An 18,450-nucleotide genomic window follows, 5' to 3' on the forward strand; every position below is an offset into this window, starting at 1 on the left:
GGCGGTGCGGGCTCAGACGTTGAAGCCGAGGGCGCGCAGCTGCTCGCGACCGTCCTCGGTGATCTTGTCCGGGCCCCACGGCGGCATCCAGACCCAGTTGATCCGGTGGCTGGCCACCAGACCCTCCAGGCTCTGGGCGACCTGGTCCTCGATGACGTCGGTCAGCGGGCAGGCGGCGGAGGTCAGCGTCATGTCGATGACCGCGTGGCTCGCGGCGTCCACGGTGACGCCGTAGACCAGGCCGAGGTCGACGACGTTGATGCCGAGCTCGGGGTCCACGACGTCGCGCAGGGCCTCTTCGACATCGGCGACGTTGGGCGGGGTGGTGGTCGTCATGATCCCTCCAGGGTAGGTGGTCCGGTCAGGTCGCGGCGCCGTCGCCGTGGCCGCTGGCCGCGGAGATGTCGGCACCGGCGCGCGCGAGGGCGTCGAGGTAGGCGGTCCAGGGCAGCAAGGCGCACTTGACGCGGCGGGGTACTTCGCGACACCGGCGAAGGCCACGGCGTCACCGATCTGCTCGGGGTCGCCCTGGTCCTGGCCCTTGCTCGTGAGCATGGCGTGCAGGTGGCGGTAGGTGGTCAGGGTCTCCTCGACCGGCCGGCCGAGCGACTCCTCGGCGAGGACGGAGGCCGAGGCGACCGAGATGGAGCAGCCGAGCGCGTCGTAGGACACGTCGCGCAGCAGCAGCCGACCGTCGTCGGCACCGCCGGTGACGGTCTCGAGGTGCACCCGCAGGCTGATCTCGTCGCCGCAGGTCGGGTTGACGTGATTGACCTCGACGTCGTACGGCTCCCGCAGCCCGGCGTGCTGCGGCCGCTTGGCGTGGTCGAGGATGAGCTCGCCGTACAGGTCCATCAGCGGTCCGTCTCCGTCATCGTCGTCACCCGGTCATCCCGAAGATGCCCGGCACCCGGTCGAGCGCCTCGGCGAAGGCGTCGATCTCCTCCAGCGTGGTGTAGACCCCGAAGCTCGCGCGGGTCGAGGCGGGCACCCGGAGCCGGCGGTGCAGCGGCCAGGCGCAGTGGTGCCCGGTCCGGACCGCGACGCCGGAGTCGTCCAGCACCTGGCCCACGTCGTGCGGGTGCACGCCGTCCACGACGAAGGCCACCGCGCCGACCCGGCGGGAGGCGCGCTCTGGGCCGAGCACGCGGACCCAGGGCCGGTCGGCGAGCAGGTCGAGGGTATGCCCCATGAGCTGCTGGTCGTGGGCGTGGACCAGGTCCAGGCCCGTCTCGGTGAGGTAGTCCAGGCCGGCGGCGAGACCGACCGCCTGCGCGGCCATGGGGACCCCGGCCTCGAACCTCGCCGGTGGCGCCGCATACGTGGAGCCCTCCATCCGGACGACCTCGATCATCGAGCCGCCGGTGAGGAAGGGCGGCATAGCCTCGAGCAGGCCGCGCCGCGCCCAGAGCACGCCGACGCCGCTCGGGCCGAGCGTCTTGTGGCCGGTGAAGACCAGGGCGTCGATGCCGGACCCCTCGGCGGTGAGGTCGGTGATGTCCAGGTGCGGCGCCGACTGGCAGCGTCGACGACGACGAGGGCACCGACGGCCCGGGCCGCGGCGACGACGGCGAGTCGGGGCCGAGGTCGTTGAGGGTGCCGAGGCACGTTCGAGACGTGCGTCAGGCCACGACCTTGGTCCGCTCGGTGATGACCTCGGACGCACGGGGTGCCGGTCGCCCGCTCCCTGCCCGGGCATAGTGTCCGTCCGGACGTCGAGCTCGCCGTCGTCGGTCACCCCGATCCACCGCAGCGTGGCGCCGGTGCGGCGGCACAGCTCCTGCCAGGGCACGAGGTTGGCGTGGTGCTCCATCTCGGTGACGACGACCTCGTCCCCGGGTCCGAGGCGCAGCCGCTGCGCCCACCCCGGGTCGCGCCGTCCAGTGCGCCGGGGGCGGCGGCGTTTGGAGAAGGCGTAGGCCAGCAGGTTGAGACCCTCGGTGCCGTTCTTGGTGAAGACGACCTCACCGGCGTCCGCACCGAGGAACCGCGCCACGGTCTCGCGCGCCGCCTCGAAGGCGTCGGTCGCCTCCTCCGCGAGTTGGCGCACCACGGTGCACGGCGGCGTTGTGCTGCTCGTAGAAGTCACGCTCGGCGTCGAGCACCACGCTCGGCTTCTGCGAGGTGGCCCCGCTGTCGAGGTAGACGAGCGGACGGCCGCCACGCACCGTGCGTCCGAGCAGGGGGAAGCCGCCCTGATGCGGGCGATCTCCACCTCGCTCGGGGGTGCGGCGGTCGGCCGTCCTGACGTCATACCCGTCTCTCCTCGCTCCCTCAGGCGCCGGCGGCGGTGAGGAAGCGGTCGTAACCCTCCTCCTCGAGCCGGTCGGCGAGGTCACTGCCACCTGACTCGGCCACGCGGCCGTTGACGAACACGTGCACGTAGTCCGGCTGGATGTAGCGCAGGATCCGGGTGTAGTGCGTGATGAGCATGACGCCGAGACCGGTCTTGTCCTTGACCCGGTTGACGCCTCGGAGACGACCTTGAGCGCGTCGACGTCCAGACCGGAGTCGGTCTCGTCGAGGATCGCGATCTTGGGCTCGATGAGCTCCATCTGCAGGATCTCGTGGCGCTTCTTCTCACCACCGGAGAAGCCCTCGTTGACGTTGCGCTCGGCGAACGCCGGGTCCATGCGCAGCGACTCCATGGCGACCTTGACGTCCTTAACCCAGTGGCGCAGCTTGGGGCCTCGCCGTCGATGGAGGTCTTGGCCGTCCGCAGGAAGTTGGACACCGTGACACCCGGCACCTCGACGGGGTACTGCATCGCGAGGAAGAGCCCCGCCTGCGCCCGCTCGTCGACGCCCATCGCCAGGACGTCCTCACCGTCCAGCAGCACCTGGCCGCCGGTCACGGTGTACTTCGGGTGGCCGGCGATGGCGTAGGCCAGCGTGGACTTGCCGGAGCCGTTGGGGCCCATGATGGCGTGCGTCTCGCCGGAGTTGATGGTCAGGTCGACACCGCGCAGGATCTCCTTGGCGGAGTCCTCGGTCTCGACGCTGACCTGCAGGTTCTTGATCTCCAGGGTGGTCATCGTTCTCCTTGTCGAAAGGATGGGAAAGGGGGTGTGCCGGTCAGCTGCCGGCGAGGGTGACGTGGACGCCGCCCTCGTCGTCGACCTCGAGCTGGTGCACGGCGATCGGGACGGTCGCCGGCAGCTGGACCGGCTCGCCCGTGGTCATGTCGAACTGCGAGCCGTGCAGCCAGCACTCGATGTGCTGGCCCTCGATCTCGCCCTCGGCGAGGCTGACGTTGGCATGGCTGCAGGTGTCGTCGAAGGCGTGCAGGTCGCCCGCGCTGTCCCGGGCGATGGCCACCCGACGACCCTCGATCTCGGCGACGACCGCCCCCACCTCGGAGGGCAGCTCGTCGACCGAGCAGACACGGACGGGCTCGCTCATGCGGCGGGGGTCCTCCCCATGGTGAGCGAGAGCTCCTCCTCGATCGCCTCCATGAGGGTGTCCACGACCTCGGGGACACCGATCTTGGCGATGATGTCGGCGAAGAAGCCGCGCACGACGAGACGACGGGCCTGGTCCTCGGTGATGCCGCGGGACATGAGGTAGAACAGCTGCTCGTCGTCGAACCGGCCGGTGGAGCTGGCGTGGCCGGCCCCCTCGATGTCGCCGGTCTCGATCTCCAGGTTGGGGACCGAGTCGGCGCGGGCGCCGTCGGTGAGCACGAGGTTGCGGTTGAGCTCGTAGGTGTCGATGCCCTCGGCCTCGGCGCGGATGAGCACGTCGCCGACCCACACGGTCCGGGCCGTCTCGCCCTGCAGCGCACCCTTGTAGGTCACCAGCGAGGTGCACCGCGGCGCGTTGTGGTCGACGAACGAGCGGTGCTCCAGGTGCTGGCCGGCGTCGGAGAAGTAGACGCCGAGCAGCGTCGCGTCACCGCCGGGCCCGGCATACCGGACGTTGGAGTTCATCCGCACGATGCCGCCGCCGATGGAGACCGCGATGTGCTTGTAGGTCGCGTCGCGACCCACCAGCGCCTCGTGCTGGGCGAGGTGCAGCGCCTCGTCGTCCCAGCGCTGCAACGAGACCACGGTGAGGTTCGCGCCGTCGCCGACGAGGACCTCGAGGTTGCCGGTGTGGTCCGCCGCGCCGGTGTGGTCGAGGATGACCAGCGCCGTGCTGTGCCGGCCGGCCTCGAGCACGACGTGCGCGTTGCTCCGGCGCCCGGCGCCCTGGCCCGCGATGTCGACGCGGGCGGGCTCGGTGAGCTCGGCCTCGGCGGCGATCTTGACGTGCAGCGCCTCGGTGGTGTTGGCGGAGGCGACGGCCGCGCCGCGGTCCTCGGGGACCAGCACGGTGCCGCGCGGCGCCTGGCCCGGTGCCAGCGTGGCGGTGCTCACGCCCTCCGGCGCCCGCACCGCGAAGTCCGCGGCGGGGTCGCCGTCCCGGTCGTCGGTGGCGGTGTCGCTGAAGACACCTCCGAGCCGGTCGACCGGGGTGAAGCGCCACTCCTCCTCGCGCCCGGTGGGGATGCCGAAGGCGTCCACGTCGAAGGACCGGGTGCGCGCGGCACGGGACTGGTCGGGTATGCGGTGGTCCCCGCCGATCTGGCCCTGGGGGTCCTGATGAGTCTTGTCGTCGACAAGAAGAGACATCAGCCGACGGCTCCTTCCATCTGCAGCTCGATGAGTCGGTTGAGCTCGAGGGCGTACTCCATGGGCAGCTCGCGCGCGATCGGCTCGACGAAGCCGCGCACGATCATGGCCATGGCCTCGGTCTCGGACATGCCTCGGGACATGAGGTAGAACATCTGGTCCTCGGACACCTTGGAGACGGTCGCCTCGTGGCCCATCTGGACGTCGTCCTCGCGGACGTCGACGTAGGGGTAGGTGTCGGACCGGGAGATCTGGTCGACGAGGAGCGCGTCGCAGACGACGGAGGACTTGCTGTGGTGCGAGCCCTCGTTGATCTGGACCAGGCCGCGGTAGGACGAACGTCCGCCACCGCGGGCCACCGACTTGCTCACGATGGTCGAGGAGGTGTGCGGCGCGGCGTGCACCATCTTGGAGCCCGCGTCCTGGTGCTGGCCCTCGCCGGCGAAGGCGACGGAGAGGGTCTCGCCCTTGGCGTGCTCGCCGAGCAGGAAGACGGCGGGGTACTTCATCGTCACCTTGGAGCCGATGTTGCCGTCGATCCACTCCATGGTCGCGCCCTCGGCGCAGGTCGCGCGCTTGGTGACCAGGTTGTAGACGTTGTTGGACCAGTTCTGGATCGTGGTGTAGCGCACCTTGGCGTTCTTCTTCACCACGATCTCGACGACCGCGCTGTGCAGGCTGTCGGTCTTGTAGATCGGCGCGGTGCAGCCCTCGACGTAGTGGACCGAGGACCCCTCGTCGGCGATGATCAACGTGCGCTCGAACTGGCCCATGTTCTCGGTGTTGATCCGGAAGTAGGCCTGCAGCGGGATGTCGACGTGGACACCCTTGGGGACGTAGATGAACGACCCGCCGGACCAGACCGCGGTGTTGAGCGCGGAGAACTTGTTGTCGCCGGCCGGGATGACCGAGCCGAAGTACTCGCGGAACAGGTCGCCGTGCTCGCGCAGCGCGGTGTCGGTGTCGAGGAAGAGGACGCCCTTCTCCTCCAGGTCCTCGCGGATCTGGTGGTAGACGACCTCGGACTCGTACTGCGCGGCGACGCCGGCGACGAGACGCTGCTTCTCGGCCTCGGGGATGCCGAGCCGGTCGTAGGTGTTGCGGATGTCCTCGGGCAGGTCCTCCCAGCTGGTGGCCTGCTTCTCGGTCGACTTCACGAAGTACTTGATGTTGTCGAAGTCGATCTCCGAGAGGTCAGCACCCCAGTGCGGCATCGGCTTCTTGTCGAACAGGCGCAGCGCCTTGAGCCGCTGCTCCAGCATCCAGGCGGGCTCGCTCTTCTTGTCGGAGATGTCGCGGACGACCTCCTCGGAGAGCCCGCGCTTCGCCGAGGCACCGGCGTCGTCGCGGTCTGCCCAGCCGTACTCGTACTTGCCCAGGTCCTTCAGGCCTGGGTTGAGCTCCTCGATGTTGGTGCTCATGTCACGTCCTCTCGTCGGCGAATCTGGGGCGGGATCTGGGTATGCGTGGTGGTCGGTGGGCCATCGATGTCGATCAGTCCCCGTCGTGCGGGCCGGGTCCGGTGTCGGACCGGGGCTCGCGGCGCAGGACGAAGGGTGGTGCGCTGGCGCGCTCGGCGGCGGTCGGCGGGGCCGACCCCAGCGCACCGGTCGGGACGAAGGTGGTGCAGACGTGCTCGCCGCCCGCCAGGGTGGCGAGCCGCTGGACGTGCACGTCGAGGATCCGCGCGATGGCCTTGGTCTCTGCCTCGCAGAACTGCGGGAACTCGACGGCGACCTCCCGGACCGGGCAGTGCCCCTGGCACAGCTGCAGCCCGGCGAGCCCGGTGCCCTCGCCCACCGGCCGGGTGGACGCGGCATACCCCTCGGCGGAGAGCGCCTTGGCCAGCGCCGCGGTCCGGGCCTGCAGGTCGTCGGTGCCGCCGGCCGCGAGCTCCTGATCGACCGTGGCGCGCAGGCGCTGCTCGAGCTCGGCGATCTGGGCCTCGGCGAAGTTCTCCACCTCGGGCGCGCCGGCCCGCTCGGCGAGGTAGTGCAGGGCGGCGTTGGCGACGCCGTCGTAGCGGGTCCGGAACTGCTCCTGGCCCAGCGTGGTCAGCACGTAGGCGCGGGCGGGGCGGCCCCGGCCGCGCGGACCCGGCAGGGGTCCGTCGTGCTCGGCGATGAGACCGGCGTCCTCGAGCGCGTCGAGGTGGCGTCGGACGGCTGCCGGGGTCAGGCCCAGGTCCTTGGCCAGGACGCTGGCCGTCACCGGCGCCTGCTCCCCCACGGCGCGACGCACGCGATCCCGGGTGCGGGACTCGTCGTGCACCTCCGCCATCGCGGGGTCCTGCGCCATATTCACCATGTCAGTGTGACCTATTGCGCACGGCGCTGCCAAGCAAGGCGACCCTCACCGCAGCGGTCCCGGGAGACCGGCCGCGGGGCCGGGCGGCGGTCAGTCCGACCAGCGCAGCAGGCGCCGCGCGAGCAGCCCGCCGAGGACCGCCCAGACCGCGAGGAGCAGCATCGCCCGCGGGTCCCACTCTCCCACGACCAGGGCCGCCCGCAGGGCCTCCCCGAGCGCGGCCGTCGGCAGCAGCGAGACGACGGCCTGGCCGGGCAGCGCCGACGCGGGCAGCACGATCCCGCCGAACCCCGCGAGCAGGACCCAGACGAGGTTGGCCAGGGCCAGCACCGCCTCGGCCCGCAGCGCGCCACCGAGGCAGGCGGCGAGCGTCACGAGCGCCAGCACCCCCAGCACCACGGCCACCACGGCCGGGGCGAGACCGGCGAGGTCCGGCCGCCACCCCAGGGCCAGCCCCACCGCGGCGACGACACCCAGCTGCAGGCACAGCACCGCGAGGACCGACAGCGCCTTGGCCAGGAGCAGACCTCCCCGTCCCAGCGGGGTGGTGCCGAGCAGGCGCAGGACACCCCACCGGCGCTCGAAGCCCAGCAGGATGGCCTGGCCGGTGAAGGCGGTCGACAGCACGGTGAGGGCGAGGACGCCGGGGGTGAGCACGTCGATGCGCTCCTGCCCGGCCCACGGTCCCACCGCGACGTCGGGCGAGGTCAGGAGGGACAGCCCGAGCAGGGCGAGCACGGGCAGGACGACGGAGACGAGGAGCTGCTCGCCGTGCCGCAGCAGCCCGGCGGCCTCGAAACGGGCCTGCGCGAGCACGCGCGCCGCCGGGGCTGCCGGTGCGCTCGGTCGCGGGGCCGCCTCGGTGCTCATCGCAGCGCCCCGTCGGTCAGCACGAAGTAGGCGTCCTCCAGGCTGCCCGTCCCGCTGCGGCGGCAGATGTCCGGCACGCCGCCCCGCTCGGCGACCTGGCCGGCGACGACGACCACGACGTGGTCGGCCAGCCGCTCGGCCTCGTCGAAGGAGTGGGTCGTCACCACGACCGCCGCGCCGTCCCGCGCGATCCCGGCGACGAGGCGGTGCACCTCGCGCCGCGCGTGCGGGTCCAGGCCGGCGGTCGGCTCGTCCAGGAAGGCCACCTCGGGCCGACCCACCAGGGCCGCGGCCAGGGCGACCCGCTGCCGCTGGCCGCCGGAGAGCCGGCGCACCGGCCTCCGGGCGGCGTCCCCCAGCTCGAGCCGGTCGACGAGCTCAGCCACGTCGACCGGGTCGGCCCAGAGCCGCGCCAGGTGGCGCAGCAGCGTCGTCGGGGTGACGGCCTGGGGCAGACCGCCGTCCTGCAGCATGACCCCGACGCGGGCCCGGTGGTCGGCATCCGCGCCCCACGGGTCCTGTCCCAGCACCCGCACCGTCCCCGCGTCCGCGCGCTGGAGCCCGACGGCGATCTCGACGGCGGTGGTCTTGCCCGCCCCGTTCGGGCCCAGGACGCAGGTGACCTCGCCCGCACGAGCCTCGAGCGTGAGGCCGTCGAGCGCCTGGGTGGCGCCGAACCGTCGCGTCACCTGCTGCAGCGACACCGCCGGCGTGCCTGGGTGGTCGCGACGTGCGTCCGGTCCTGCCGCCCCGCTCACGGCCCCGCTCACCGGGAGGCCACGAGGTCGCCGCTGCTGCGGCTCGGCTGCGGGACCGCGCTGACGGCATACATCTTCTCCACGGTCATCGCGGTGACCGCGCACAGCGCGGCCGCCCCGACGAGGTGGACGGCGACGGCCACGACGGGCAGCCCGGTGAAGAACTGGTAGTAGCCCACCGCCCCCTGTGCGACCACGAGGACCACCAGCAGGAGCAGCATCCGTCGCACCGGGCGGGGCCAGCCGGCACGCACCGCCAGCGCCAGGGTCAGGAACGAGGTCGCGACGAGGACGTAGACCGGCACCGCGTGCGCGCGGGTCACGAGGTAGGCGTCGAAGGTGTGGCGCGCGACGTCGCCGGAGTCGCCGGAGTGCGGTCCCGTCCCGGTCACCAGGGTGCCCAGGTAGACCGTCAGGGCCACCGAGACGGCGAGGACCGCCCCGAGCACCCGCATCGTCCGCCGTCCTGCGGTGACCTGTCCGGGGCGTTCGGCCCGGGCGACGCCCGGCAGGCTCGCCCGTCGGGCCCGGTCGACCAGGATCCCGCCGAGCGTGATGAGACCGGCGGAGACGAGGAAGTGCACCCCGACCACCCAGGGGTTGAGCCCGGTGATGACGGTGATCCCACCCAGCACCGCCTGCACGGGTATGCCCAGCGCCATCACCAGGGCGAGCACGAACAGGCCCGGGTGCGTCCGCCGCGAGCGCCAGACGGAGAGGAAGGTGAGCACGGCCACCCCCACGAGCACGAAGGTCAGCAGGCGGTTGCCGAACTCGATGACGCCGTGCATACCCATCTCCGGCGTGTTCGTCCAGGACGCGTCCGTGCAGCGGGGCCAGGTCGGGCACCCCAGCCCGCTCGCGGTGAGCCGCACCAAACCGCCGGTCAGCACGAGCAGCGCATTGGCGAGCAGCGAGGCCCACGCCATGGCACGGACCCAGGCCCCCGGGGCGTCGGGGAGCAGCCGCCCGAGCACCCGGCGCGCGCCGCCCTCCCCCGCGGTGCTCATGTCAGCGGCAGGTGTAGCAACGGGTCGACCGCCACACCGAGGAAGAGGAGGGTGAGGTAGCTGATGGAGAAGTGGAACAGCCGCATCGCCCCGAGCGGGGGGCCGGTCACCCCGGCCCGGGCCCGGCCCAGCAGCCGGTGCGACTCCACGACGAAGACCGCGCCGGCGACCCCTGCGACGACGGTGTAGACCCATCCCATCGGGGCGACCGGGACGAGCACGAGCGAGGTGAGGACAGTGACCCAGGCGTACACCACGACCTGGCGGCCCACGGCGATGTCCTCGGCGACCACCGGGAGCATCGGCACGCCCGCCGCGGCGTAGTCCTCCTTGAAGCGCATCGACAGCGGCCAGTAGTGCGGCGGCGTCCAGAAGAAGACGACGAGGAACAGCACCAGCGCGGCCCAGGACAGCCCGTCCGTGACCGCCGACCAGCCGATGAGCACGGGCATGCACCCCGCGACCCCGCCCCACACGATGTTCTGGCTGGTGCGCCGCTTGAGGACGATGGTGTAGAAGACGACGTAGAGCGTGATCGCGCCCAGCGCCAGCCAGGCGGACAGCCAGTTGACGACCAGCCCCAGCCACAGAACGGAGGCCACCCCCAGGACGGCGCCGAAGACGAGCGCGGAGCGCGGCGAGATCGCGCCGGTGACCAGCGGCCGGGTGGAGGTGCGGTGCATCTGCGCGTCGATGTCGCGGTCGAGGTAGCAGTTGAGGACGTTCGCCGAGGCCGCCGCGAGGGTGCCCCCGACGAGGGTGGCCACGATGAGCCACATCGGCGGGACCCCGCGCTCGGCGAGGAACATCACCGGGAAGGTGGTGACCAGCAGGAGCTCGATGATGCGCGGCTTGGTCAGTGAGACGTAGTCGCCCACCACCCGCCGCCACGGCCGGGCGCCCCGACCCGCGGGCCCGGGCCGCGTCCGTCCGGGACGGGCGGGGCGTGGGTGGAGCGTGGTCACGGCATCCTTCAACGGTCGTGGTGCGGGTCGCGCGAGGAGCGCTCAGGGGCTCGCGTCGCACCGTCCATCGTAGCCGCCCCGGGTGGTGGCCCGCGCCGCGGACCGGGACGGGGCGGCCCGGCTCGCGCCCGACCCCCCAGGGACTATGGTCGTGGTGTACCGGAGCGTCCTCGCGGCGCCGCGTCGTCACGTGCCCCCGCACCGTCAGGAGATGAACCAGTGACCACCTCCACCGAGACCTACACCGCCGGCCGCGACAGCGCGCTGGCGCGGCCCGTCTGCTCGCAGGTCGGCTGGACCGACGCCGACGTCCGGGCCGTCGACACCGCCCGCGTCTTGGCCGCCGACGCCGTCGAGAAGTGCGGCAGCGGGCACCCGGGCACCGCCATGAGCCTGGCCCCGCTCGCCTACCTGCTCTACCAGAACGTCATGGTGCACGACCCCGCCGACCCCCATTGGCTCGGCCGCGACCGGTTCGTGCTGTCGGCCGGCCACGCCGCCCTGACCCAGTACATCCAGCTGTACCTGTCCGGCTACGGCATGCAGCTGGAGGACCTGCAGCAGCTGCGCACGTGGGGCTCGGCCACCCCGGGGCACCCCGAGGTGCACCACACGACCGGCGTCGAGATGACCACCGGCCCCCTGGGCTCCGGGATGGCCTCCGCCGTCGGGCTGGCCATGGCGCAGCGCCGCCAGCGGGGGATGCTCGACCCGGACGCCGCGCCCGGTGAGTCGCCCTTCGACCACCAGATCTGGGTCATCGCCTCGGACGGCGACATCATGGAGGGGGTGACCTCCGAGGCCAGCTCGCTCGCCGGCCACCAGGAGCTGTCCAACCTCACGGTCATCTACGACCAGAACTTCATCTCCATCGAGGACGACACCGACATCTCCTTCAGCGAGGACGTCGCCCAGCGCTACGAGGCCTACGGCTGGGCCACCGAGGTCGTCGACTGGCGCTCCCAGGCCCCCTACACGGAGAACGTCGACGAGCTGTACGCCGCGCTGCAGGCCGCGCGGGCACGCACCGACCGTCCGACGCTGGTGCTGCTGCGCACCATCATCGCCTGGCCGGCGCCGGAGGCCCGCGACACCGGGGCGGCCCACGGCTCCGCCCTCGGGGCCGACGAGGTCTCGGCAACCAAGCAGCTGCTCGGCTTCGACGCCCGGCGCACCTTTGCCGTCGAGGACGAGGTGCTGCAGCACGCCCGCCAGGTGGGCGAGCGGGGTGCCCAGGCCCGGTCCGCGTGGGAGGAGCGCTACCAGGCGTGGCGCTCGGCCCACCCGGACAATGCGGCCCTCCTCGACCGCCTCCAGCGGCACGAGCTGCCCGAAGGCCTGGACGACGCCATCCCCACCTTCCCGGCGGACGAGAAGGGCATGGCCACCCGCAAGGCGTCCGGGGAGGTGCTGAGCGCGCTCGCCGACGTGATGCCCGAGCTGTGGGGAGGCTCGGCCGACCTGGCCGGGTCCAACAACACCACCATGTCGGGCGTGCCGTCGTTCGTGCCCAGCGGCAAGGCCACCGAGATGTTCCCCGGCGACGAGTACGGCCGGACGCTGCACTTCGGGATCCGGGAGAACGCCATGGGCATGATGCTCAACGGCATCTGCCTGGAAGGCCTCACCCGTCCCTACGGCGGCACCTTCCTGACCTTCTCCGACTACATGCGGCCCTGCCTGCGGCTGGCCGCCATCCAGCAGGTCAACCCGGTCTACGTGTGGACCCATGACAGCATCGGCCTCGGTGAGGACGGTCCGACCCACCAGCCGGTGGAGCACCTGGCCGCGCTGCGGGCCATCCCCGGGCTGGACGTCATCCGCCCCGCGGACGCCAACGAGACGGCCGTCGCCTGGCGCACCGTCCTCGGCATCCAGGACCACCCCGCCGCGCTGGTGCTGAGCCGCCAGAACCTGCCGGTCTTCGACCGGGAGGTCATGGAGTCGGCCGAGGGGACCGCGCGGGGCGCCTACGTGCTTCAGGAGGCGGGCGACGGCGAGCCGGAGGTCATCCTCGTGGCCACCGGGTCCGAGGTGCAGCTCGCCGTCCAGGCGCGCGAGCGGCTCGAGGCCGACGGGGTCGCCACCCGGGTCGTGTCCATGCCGTGCCGCGAGTGGTTCGCCCAGCAGGACCGGGCCTACCGCGAGCAGGTGCTCCCGCCGCGCGTGCGGGCCCGGGTCAGCGTCGAGGCCGCCGTCGGCCAGGGCTGGCGCGAGGTCGTCGGCGACGCCGGGCGGCTCATCAGCCTGGAGCACTACGGCGCCTCCGCGGACTACCAGCGGCTCTTCGACGAGTTCGGGATCACCGCCGACGCGGTCGTCGCCGCCGCCCGCGACTCCATCACCGACACCACCCGCGAGCCGGTCCCCGGCGGGGCCGAGGTCCCGGACGAGGGCGGCTCGGAGACCATCGGCGCCTGAGCGGCACCACGCGACGGCTTCCCCCCACCACCACCTGAGGAGCGAGATGACTGACACCGCCCGCACCACCCTCCACGACCTGGCCGACGCCGGGGTCTCGGTCTGGCTGGACGACCTGAACCGGCCGATGATCTCCTCCGGGGAGCTGCAGTCCTACGTGGACCGCGGCGTCCTGGGGGTCACCACCAACCCCACGATCTTCGCGTCCGCGCTGGCCGAGGGCGACGCGTACTCCGAGCAGGTGCGCGAGCTCGCCGCCGACGGCGCCGACGTCGATGACGCCGTCTTCGCCCTGACCACCGACGACGTGCGCGACGCCTGCGACGTGCTGCGCCCTGTCTACGACCGCACCGACGGCGTCGACGGCCGGGTGTCCATCGAGGTGGACCCCGGTGCCGCCAAGGACACCGAGCGGACCGTGCAGATCGCCCAGCAGCTCTGGGAGACCATCGACCGGCCGAACCTGTTCATCAAGATCCCCGCCACCGTCGAGGGTCTGCCGGCGATCACGCAGACGCTGGCCAGCGGCATCAGCGTCAACGTCACCCTCATCTTCTCCCTCGACCGCTACCGGGGGGTGATGAACGCCTACCTCACCGGGCTCGAGCAGGCCCGGGAGCAGGGCAGGGACCTGTCCACCATCCACTCGGTGGCCAGCTTCTTCGTGTCCCGGGTCGACGGGGAGATCGACTCCCGGCTGGAGGAGATCGGCACCGACGAGGCCCTCGCCCTGCGAGGGCGGGCAGGCCTGGCCAACGCACGGCTCGCCTACCAGGCCTTCGAGGAGGTCTTCGGCACCCCGCGCTGGCAGAACCTCGCCGACGACGGCGCCCGCCTGCAGCGGCCGCTGTGGGCCTCCACCGGCGTCAAGAACCCTGACTACTCCGACACGATGTACGTCACGGGTCTCGTGGCCCCGCACACCGTGAACACGATGCCGGCCAAGACGCTCGAGGCCACGGTCGACCACGCCGCTCTCGAGGGTGACACCGTGTCCGGCTCCTACGCCCAGGCCCAGCAGGTGCTGGACGACCTGGAGCGGATGGGCGTGTCCTACGCCGAGGTCGTCGACCAGCTCGAGGCCGAGGGCGTCGACAAGTTCGAGGCCTCCTGGAGCGAGCTGCTCGACACCGTGCAGGCCGAGCTGGACAAGGCGGCGACGTCCCAGGACGGTCAGGAGAGCTCCCGATGAGCACCCTCACGGTCCAGGCCCTCGGTGCGGCGGCCGCCGCCGTCGAGCGACACCTCCCGGTCCTGGTGCAGGATCGCGTCGCCTCCAGGCTGTTCGAGCGGGACGCCACCCTGTGGGGTGACGAGGCCGAGTCCGAGGCGTCCAAGCGGCTCTCCTGGGTCGGACTGCACCGCAGTTCGCGCCCGCTCGTCGGAGAGGTCGAGGCACTGCGCGAGGAGCTGCGCGAGCGCGGCGTCAGCCGCATCGTGCTCTGCGGCATGGGTGGATCCTCCCTGGCGCCCGAGGTCATCACCGGGACCGCCGGGGTGGATCTCGTGGTGCTCGACAGCTCTGACCCCGACATGGTCCGCACGGCGCTGGAGGACGGTCTGGAGCGCACGGCGGTCGTCGTCTCCTCCAAGTCAGGCTCCACGCTGGAGACGGACAGCCAGCGGCGCGCGTTCGTGCACGCCTTCACCGAGGCCGGCATCAACCCGACCGAGCGGCTCGTCGTGGTCACCGACCCGGGCAGCCCCCTCGACGAGCAGTCGCGCGCCGACGGCTACCGCGTCGTCAACGCCGACCCCGACGTCGGCGGGCGCTACTCCGCCCTGACCGCCTTCGGGCTGGTGCCCTCCGGCCTGGCCGGGGTGGACCTCGGCGCGCTGCTCGACGACGCCGAGGAAGTCGCCGACCTGCTCGCGGAGAATGACGAGGCCAACCCGGGGCTGCGCCTGGGCGCCGCCCTCGCCGGTACCCAGCCGCTACGTGACAAGCTGCTCTTCACCGATGCCGGATCGGGCATCGCCGGCCTGGCCGACTGGGCCGAGCAGCTCATCGCCGAGTCGACCGGCAAGCAGGGCACCGGTGTCCTCCCGGTGGTGACCCCTGCGGGGGACTCCCCCACCGCCGGGCTGAGCTCGACCGACGACTGCACCGTGGTGGTGCTGGCACCCGAGGACCAGGAGGAGCCGACCCCGGTCGAGGGCGCGGACTCCGTCGTGGAGGTCGCCGGTTCGCTCGGCGCCCAGCTGCTCCTCTGGGAGGTCGCGACGGCGGTCGCCGGCCGCCTGCTCGGGATCAACCCCTTCGACCAGCCGGATGTCGAGAGCGCCAAGCAGGCCGCCCGGGAGATCATGGAGGACGGTGCAGGTGCCGCCGGGGAGGCCGCCGTCACCGACGGTGCGGTTGAGGTGCGCACCGGGGGCGGTGACTGGCTGGGTCAGGACGTCGACACCCTCGACGGTGCGGTCAGCGCGCTGCTGGAGCAGCTCGACCCTCGCAGCGGCTACCTCGCCGTCATGGTCTACCTCGACCGGGTCGAGCACGCCGACCTCGCCGACGTGCAGGCCGGCCTGGTCGAGCGCACCGGGCGACCGGTGACCTTCGGCTGGGGGCCCCGCTTCCTGCACTCCACCGGTCAGTACCACAAGGGTGGCCCGGCCCAGGGTGTCTACCTCCAGGTGACGGGTGCTCCCGCCCAGGACCTGCCGGTCCCGGGCAAGGACTTCACCTTCGGTGAGTTCATCGCCGCCCAGGCCGCCGGCGACGCCGCGGTGCTGTCCGACCACGGACGCCCGATCCTGCGGCTGCACCTGACCGACCAGGAGCAGGGGCTGGCTCAGCTCCGCTCCGTGCTCGCCCGGTGAGCGGCTCCTCCCCCGCCCCCGTCACCGCTGACACCAACCCGCTGCGCGACCCGGACGACAAGCGGCTCCCCCGCATCGCCGGGCCGTGCAGCATGGTGATGTTCGGGGTGACCGGCGACCTTGCGCGCAAGAAGCTCATGCCGGCCATCTACGACCTGGCCAACCGAGGACTGCTCCCGCCGGGCTTCTCTCTCGTCGGCTTCGCCCGCCGCGACTGGGCGGACCAGGACTTCGCGAAGGTCGTCCACGACTCGGTACGCCGGTATGCCCGTACCGAGTTCCGCGAGGAGGTGTGGCGCTCACTGGCCGAGGGCTTCCGATTCGTGCCCGGCGCCTTCGACGACGCGGATGCCTTCGAGCTCCTCGCAAGGACCGTGCGGGAGCTCGACGACGCGCGCGGCACCGGTGGCAACCACGCCTTCTACCTCTCCATCCCCCCGGACTGGTTCGCTGCGGTCTGCACCCAGCTGCAGGAGTCCGGGCTGTCCGACCCCAGCCCCGGCACCTGGCGGCGGGTCGTCATCGAGAAACCCTTCGGGCACGACCTTCAGAGCGCACAGGAGCTCAACGAGATCGTCGAGGGCGTCTTCCCGCCCGACTCGGTCTTCCGGATCGACCACTACCTCGGCAAGGAGACGGTCCAGAACATCCTGGCGCTGCGCTTCGCCAACCAGCTCTTCGAGCCGGTCTGGAACGCCAACTACGTCGACCACGTGCAGATCACCATGCCGAGGACATCGGCATCGGCGGTCGTGCCGGCTACTACGACGAGGTCGGAGCGGCTCGCGACGTCATTCAGAACCACCTCCTGCAGCTCCTCGCCCTCACGGCGATGGAGGAGCCGGTCGCCTTCACCGCGGACGCCGTCCGTGCGGAGAAGGAGAAGGTCCTGGCCGCGGTGAGCCTCCCCGAGGACCTCGACGCGGCGACCGCCCGCGGACGCTACGGCGCCGGGTGGCAGGGTACCGAGAAGGTGCAGGGCTACCTCGACGAGGACGGCGTCAAGGAGGACAACCACACCGAGACGTATGCCGCTCTCAAGGTGGACGTGCGCACCCGCCGCTGGGCGGGGGTGCCGTTCTACCTGCGCACCGGCAAGCGGCTCGGCAAGCGGGTGACCGAGATCGCGGTCGTCTTCCGGCGGGCGCCGCACCTTCCCTTCAGCTCCACCGCCACCGAGGAGCTGGGCGCCAACGCCATCGTCATCCGGGTCCAGCCGGACGAGGGGATGACGATGCGCTTCGGGTCCAAGGTGCCGGGCAGCCAGATGGAGGTCCGCGACGTGTCGATGGACTTCGGCTACGGCTCCTCGTTCACCGAGTCCAGCCCGGAGGCCTACGAGCGGCTCATCCTCGACGTGCTCCTGGGTGAGCCGCCGCTCTTCCCCCGGCACGAGGAGGTCGAGCAGTCCTGGCGCATCCTCGACCCCGTCATCGACCACTGGGCCGCGAGGGACGAGGCACCGGAGGACTATCCCGCCGGGACCTGGGGCCCGGCAGGTTCGGACGAGATGATGCGCCGCGACGGCCGCGAGTGGAGGCTCCCATGATCCTGGACCTGCCCAGCTCCAGCGCGGCGGACGTCGCCAAGAACCTCGTCCGGCTGCGCAACCAGGTCGGGGCCATGGCGATGGGCCGGGTGCTGACCCTGCTGGTCGTCGTCGACGAGGAGCTCGCGGAGGAGGCCGTGGACGTCGCGAGCGAGGCCACCCGGCAGCACCCGGCCCGCATCCTCGTGGTCGTGAGCGCCAACGCGCGCGGCCGCGGGCGGCTGGACGCCCAGATCCGGGTCGGCGGCGACGCCGGTGCCTCCGAGATCGTGGTGCTCCGTCTCTACGGCGACCTGACCCGCCACGGCAGCTCGGTGGTCACACCGCTGCTGCTCCCCGACTCCCCCGTCGTGGCGTGGTGGCCCGGGGACGCCCCGGCCGACGTGGCCGGCGACCCGCTGGGGCAGATGGCGCACCGCCGCATCACCGACGCGGCGGCTGCCGGGTCGGCCACCGGCACCCAGCTGCGGCGCCGGACCAAGCACTACCGACCCGGTGACACCGACCTCACCTGGACGAGGATCACCCGGTGGCGGGCCCTGCTCGCGGCCTCCCTGGAGAGCGAGCCGTTCGAGCCGGTGCAGCGCGCCGTGGTGGCAGGCGAGCCCGACTGCCCGAGCTGTGACCTGCTGGCCGGGTGGCTCGCGTCGTCGCTGCGCTGCTCGGTCGAACGGGTCCGCACCCCCGTCGGGTCGGGCGTGCAGAGCGTCCGGCTGGAGCGCACCGCCGGGCCGGTGGACCTCGTGCGGCTGGACGACTCGGGCGACACGGCCACCTTGTCGATGGTCGGGAGCCAGCCACGCCTCGTGGCCCTGCACACGCCCAGCGTGCCGGGAGCGCTCACGGCCGAGCTGCGGCGGCTGGACGCCGACGAGGTGTATGCCCGTTCCCTGTGCGACGGTCTGCCGCGGGTCCGGCGGGGCGGAACCCGCTCGGCGGCTGCCCGGGCGGGCGACTCCCCCGCTGGTCCTGCGCGGGTCGACCGCAGCGGGTCGGCGCGGCTGGGCAGCCGGTCGCTGCAGAAGGCTGATGAGCCGGCGGACGGCGCGGACTCGGCCGCCGTGGAGGAGGCCGTCCAGGAGGGGCTGGCCGAGACCGAGGAGACCGGCTCGGGCTGAGGCCGAGGTGCGGGTCGGTG

General features: G+C 72.2%; 14 protein-coding genes and 4 pseudogenes. 5 read left to right on the top strand and 13 right to left on the bottom strand.

Annotation, left to right across the window (positions count from 1 at the left end):
- Positions 1 to 12: 12 nt before the first annotated feature.
- The 13 genes and pseudogenes from FU792_RS08285 to FU792_RS08340 all read right to left on the bottom strand — a co-directional run bounded on the left by FU792_RS08285 (position 13) and on the right by FU792_RS08340 (position 10,522).
- Positions 13 to 336 (bottom strand): metal-sulfur cluster assembly factor, encoded by a 324-nt coding sequence (locus FU792_RS08285; protein ID WP_022924030.1) that lies wholly within the window; start codon positions 334 to 336, stop codon positions 13 to 15.
- A gap of 189 nt (positions 337 to 525) precedes the next feature.
- Positions 526 to 855: pseudogene (locus FU792_RS08290) on the bottom strand (iron-sulfur cluster assembly scaffold protein); the annotation flags it as partial.
- A 25-nt stretch (positions 856 to 880) separates the two neighbouring features.
- Entirely contained in the window at positions 881 to 1,699 is an 819-nt protein-coding gene (locus tag FU792_RS19190) for an aminotransferase class V-fold PLP-dependent enzyme (RefSeq protein ID WP_420876875.1), read from the bottom strand.
- Positions 1,700 to 1,768: 69 nt separating this feature from the next.
- Positions 1,769 to 2,345 (bottom strand): annotated as a pseudogene (locus tag FU792_RS19195) (aminotransferase class V-fold PLP-dependent enzyme); the annotation flags it as partial.
- A pseudogene (gene sufC, locus FU792_RS08300) lies at positions 2,275 to 3,034 on the bottom strand (Fe-S cluster assembly ATPase SufC). The pseudogenes FU792_RS19195 and sufC, both read right to left, overlap by 71 nt.
- A gap of 40 nt (positions 3,035 to 3,074) precedes the next feature.
- Positions 3,075 to 3,401: a non-heme iron oxygenase ferredoxin subunit gene (locus FU792_RS08305; RefSeq protein WP_022924034.1), complete on the bottom strand. Its 327-nt coding sequence runs from the start codon at positions 3,399 to 3,401 to the stop codon at positions 3,075 to 3,077.
- Positions 3,398 to 4,612 carry a Fe-S cluster assembly protein SufD gene (sufD, locus tag FU792_RS08310; protein ID WP_022924035.1) on the bottom strand — a complete coding sequence of 405 codons (1,215 nt, stop codon included), beginning with the start codon at positions 4,610 to 4,612 and terminating at the stop codon, positions 3,398 to 3,400. The genes FU792_RS08305 and sufD overlap by 4 nt, the downstream gene beginning before the upstream one ends.
- Positions 4,612 to 6,033: a Fe-S cluster assembly protein SufB gene (gene sufB, locus FU792_RS08315; protein WP_022924036.1), complete on the bottom strand. Its 1,422-nt coding sequence runs from the start codon at positions 6,031 to 6,033 to the stop codon at positions 4,612 to 4,614. Before sufB ends, sufD begins: the two co-directional genes overlap by 1 nt.
- A gap of 73 nt (positions 6,034 to 6,106) precedes the next feature.
- Positions 6,107 to 6,910: a helix-turn-helix transcriptional regulator gene (locus tag FU792_RS08320; RefSeq protein ID WP_022924037.1), complete on the bottom strand. Its 804-nt coding sequence runs from the start codon at positions 6,908 to 6,910 to the stop codon at positions 6,107 to 6,109.
- A gap of 99 nt (positions 6,911 to 7,009) precedes the next feature.
- Entirely contained in the window at positions 7,010 to 7,789 is a 780-nt protein-coding gene (locus FU792_RS08325) for an ABC transporter permease (protein WP_022924038.1), read from the bottom strand.
- The gene (locus tag FU792_RS08330; protein ID WP_028130830.1) at positions 7,786 to 8,493 is read right to left on the bottom strand and encodes an ABC transporter ATP-binding protein; all 708 of its coding nucleotides are present in this window, start codon (positions 8,491 to 8,493) and stop codon (positions 7,786 to 7,788) included. The genes FU792_RS08325 and FU792_RS08330 overlap by 4 nt, the downstream gene beginning before the upstream one ends.
- A gap of 62 nt (positions 8,494 to 8,555) precedes the next feature.
- The gene (locus FU792_RS08335; RefSeq protein ID WP_022924040.1) at positions 8,556 to 9,557 is read right to left on the bottom strand and encodes a COX15/CtaA family protein; all 1,002 of its coding nucleotides are present in this window, start codon (positions 9,555 to 9,557) and stop codon (positions 8,556 to 8,558) included.
- Positions 9,554 to 10,522, bottom strand: coding sequence for a heme o synthase (locus tag FU792_RS08340; protein ID WP_033418495.1), 969 nt, complete (start codon positions 10,520 to 10,522; stop codon positions 9,554 to 9,556). The genes FU792_RS08335 and FU792_RS08340 overlap by 4 nt, the downstream gene beginning before the upstream one ends.
- Before the next feature lie 219 nt (positions 10,523 to 10,741).
- Here FU792_RS08340 and tkt point away from each other — a divergent pair, with 219 nt between their 5' ends.
- The 5 genes and pseudogenes from tkt to FU792_RS08365 all read left to right on the top strand — a co-directional run bounded on the left by tkt (position 10,742) and on the right by FU792_RS08365 (position 18,430).
- Positions 10,742 to 12,943 (top strand): transketolase, encoded by a 2,202-nt coding sequence (gene tkt, locus FU792_RS08345; protein WP_022924042.1) that lies wholly within the window; start codon positions 10,742 to 10,744, stop codon positions 12,941 to 12,943.
- Positions 12,944 to 12,989: 46 nt separating this feature from the next.
- Entirely contained in the window at positions 12,990 to 14,135 is a 1,146-nt protein-coding gene (gene tal / locus FU792_RS08350; RefSeq protein WP_022924043.1) for a transaldolase, read from the top strand.
- Positions 14,132 to 15,763, top strand: coding sequence for a glucose-6-phosphate isomerase (locus FU792_RS08355; protein ID WP_022924044.1), 1,632 nt, complete (start codon positions 14,132 to 14,134; stop codon positions 15,761 to 15,763). Before tal ends, FU792_RS08355 begins: the two co-directional genes overlap by 4 nt.
- Positions 15,760 to 17,312 (top strand): annotated as a pseudogene (gene zwf, locus FU792_RS08360) (glucose-6-phosphate dehydrogenase). The gene FU792_RS08355 and the pseudogene zwf overlap by 4 nt, the downstream one beginning before the upstream one ends.
- Complete coding sequence (locus FU792_RS08365) at positions 17,309 to 18,430, top strand: glucose-6-phosphate dehydrogenase assembly protein OpcA (RefSeq protein ID WP_022924046.1); 1,122 nt, start codon at positions 17,309 to 17,311, stop codon at positions 18,428 to 18,430. Before zwf ends, FU792_RS08365 begins: the two are co-directional and overlap by 4 nt.
- Positions 18,431 to 18,450: the final 20 nt, after the last annotated feature.

The organism is Serinicoccus marinus DSM 15273 (assembly GCF_008386315.1).
Taxonomy (GTDB): Bacteria; Actinomycetota; Actinomycetes; order Actinomycetales; family Dermatophilaceae; genus Ornithinicoccus; species Ornithinicoccus marinus.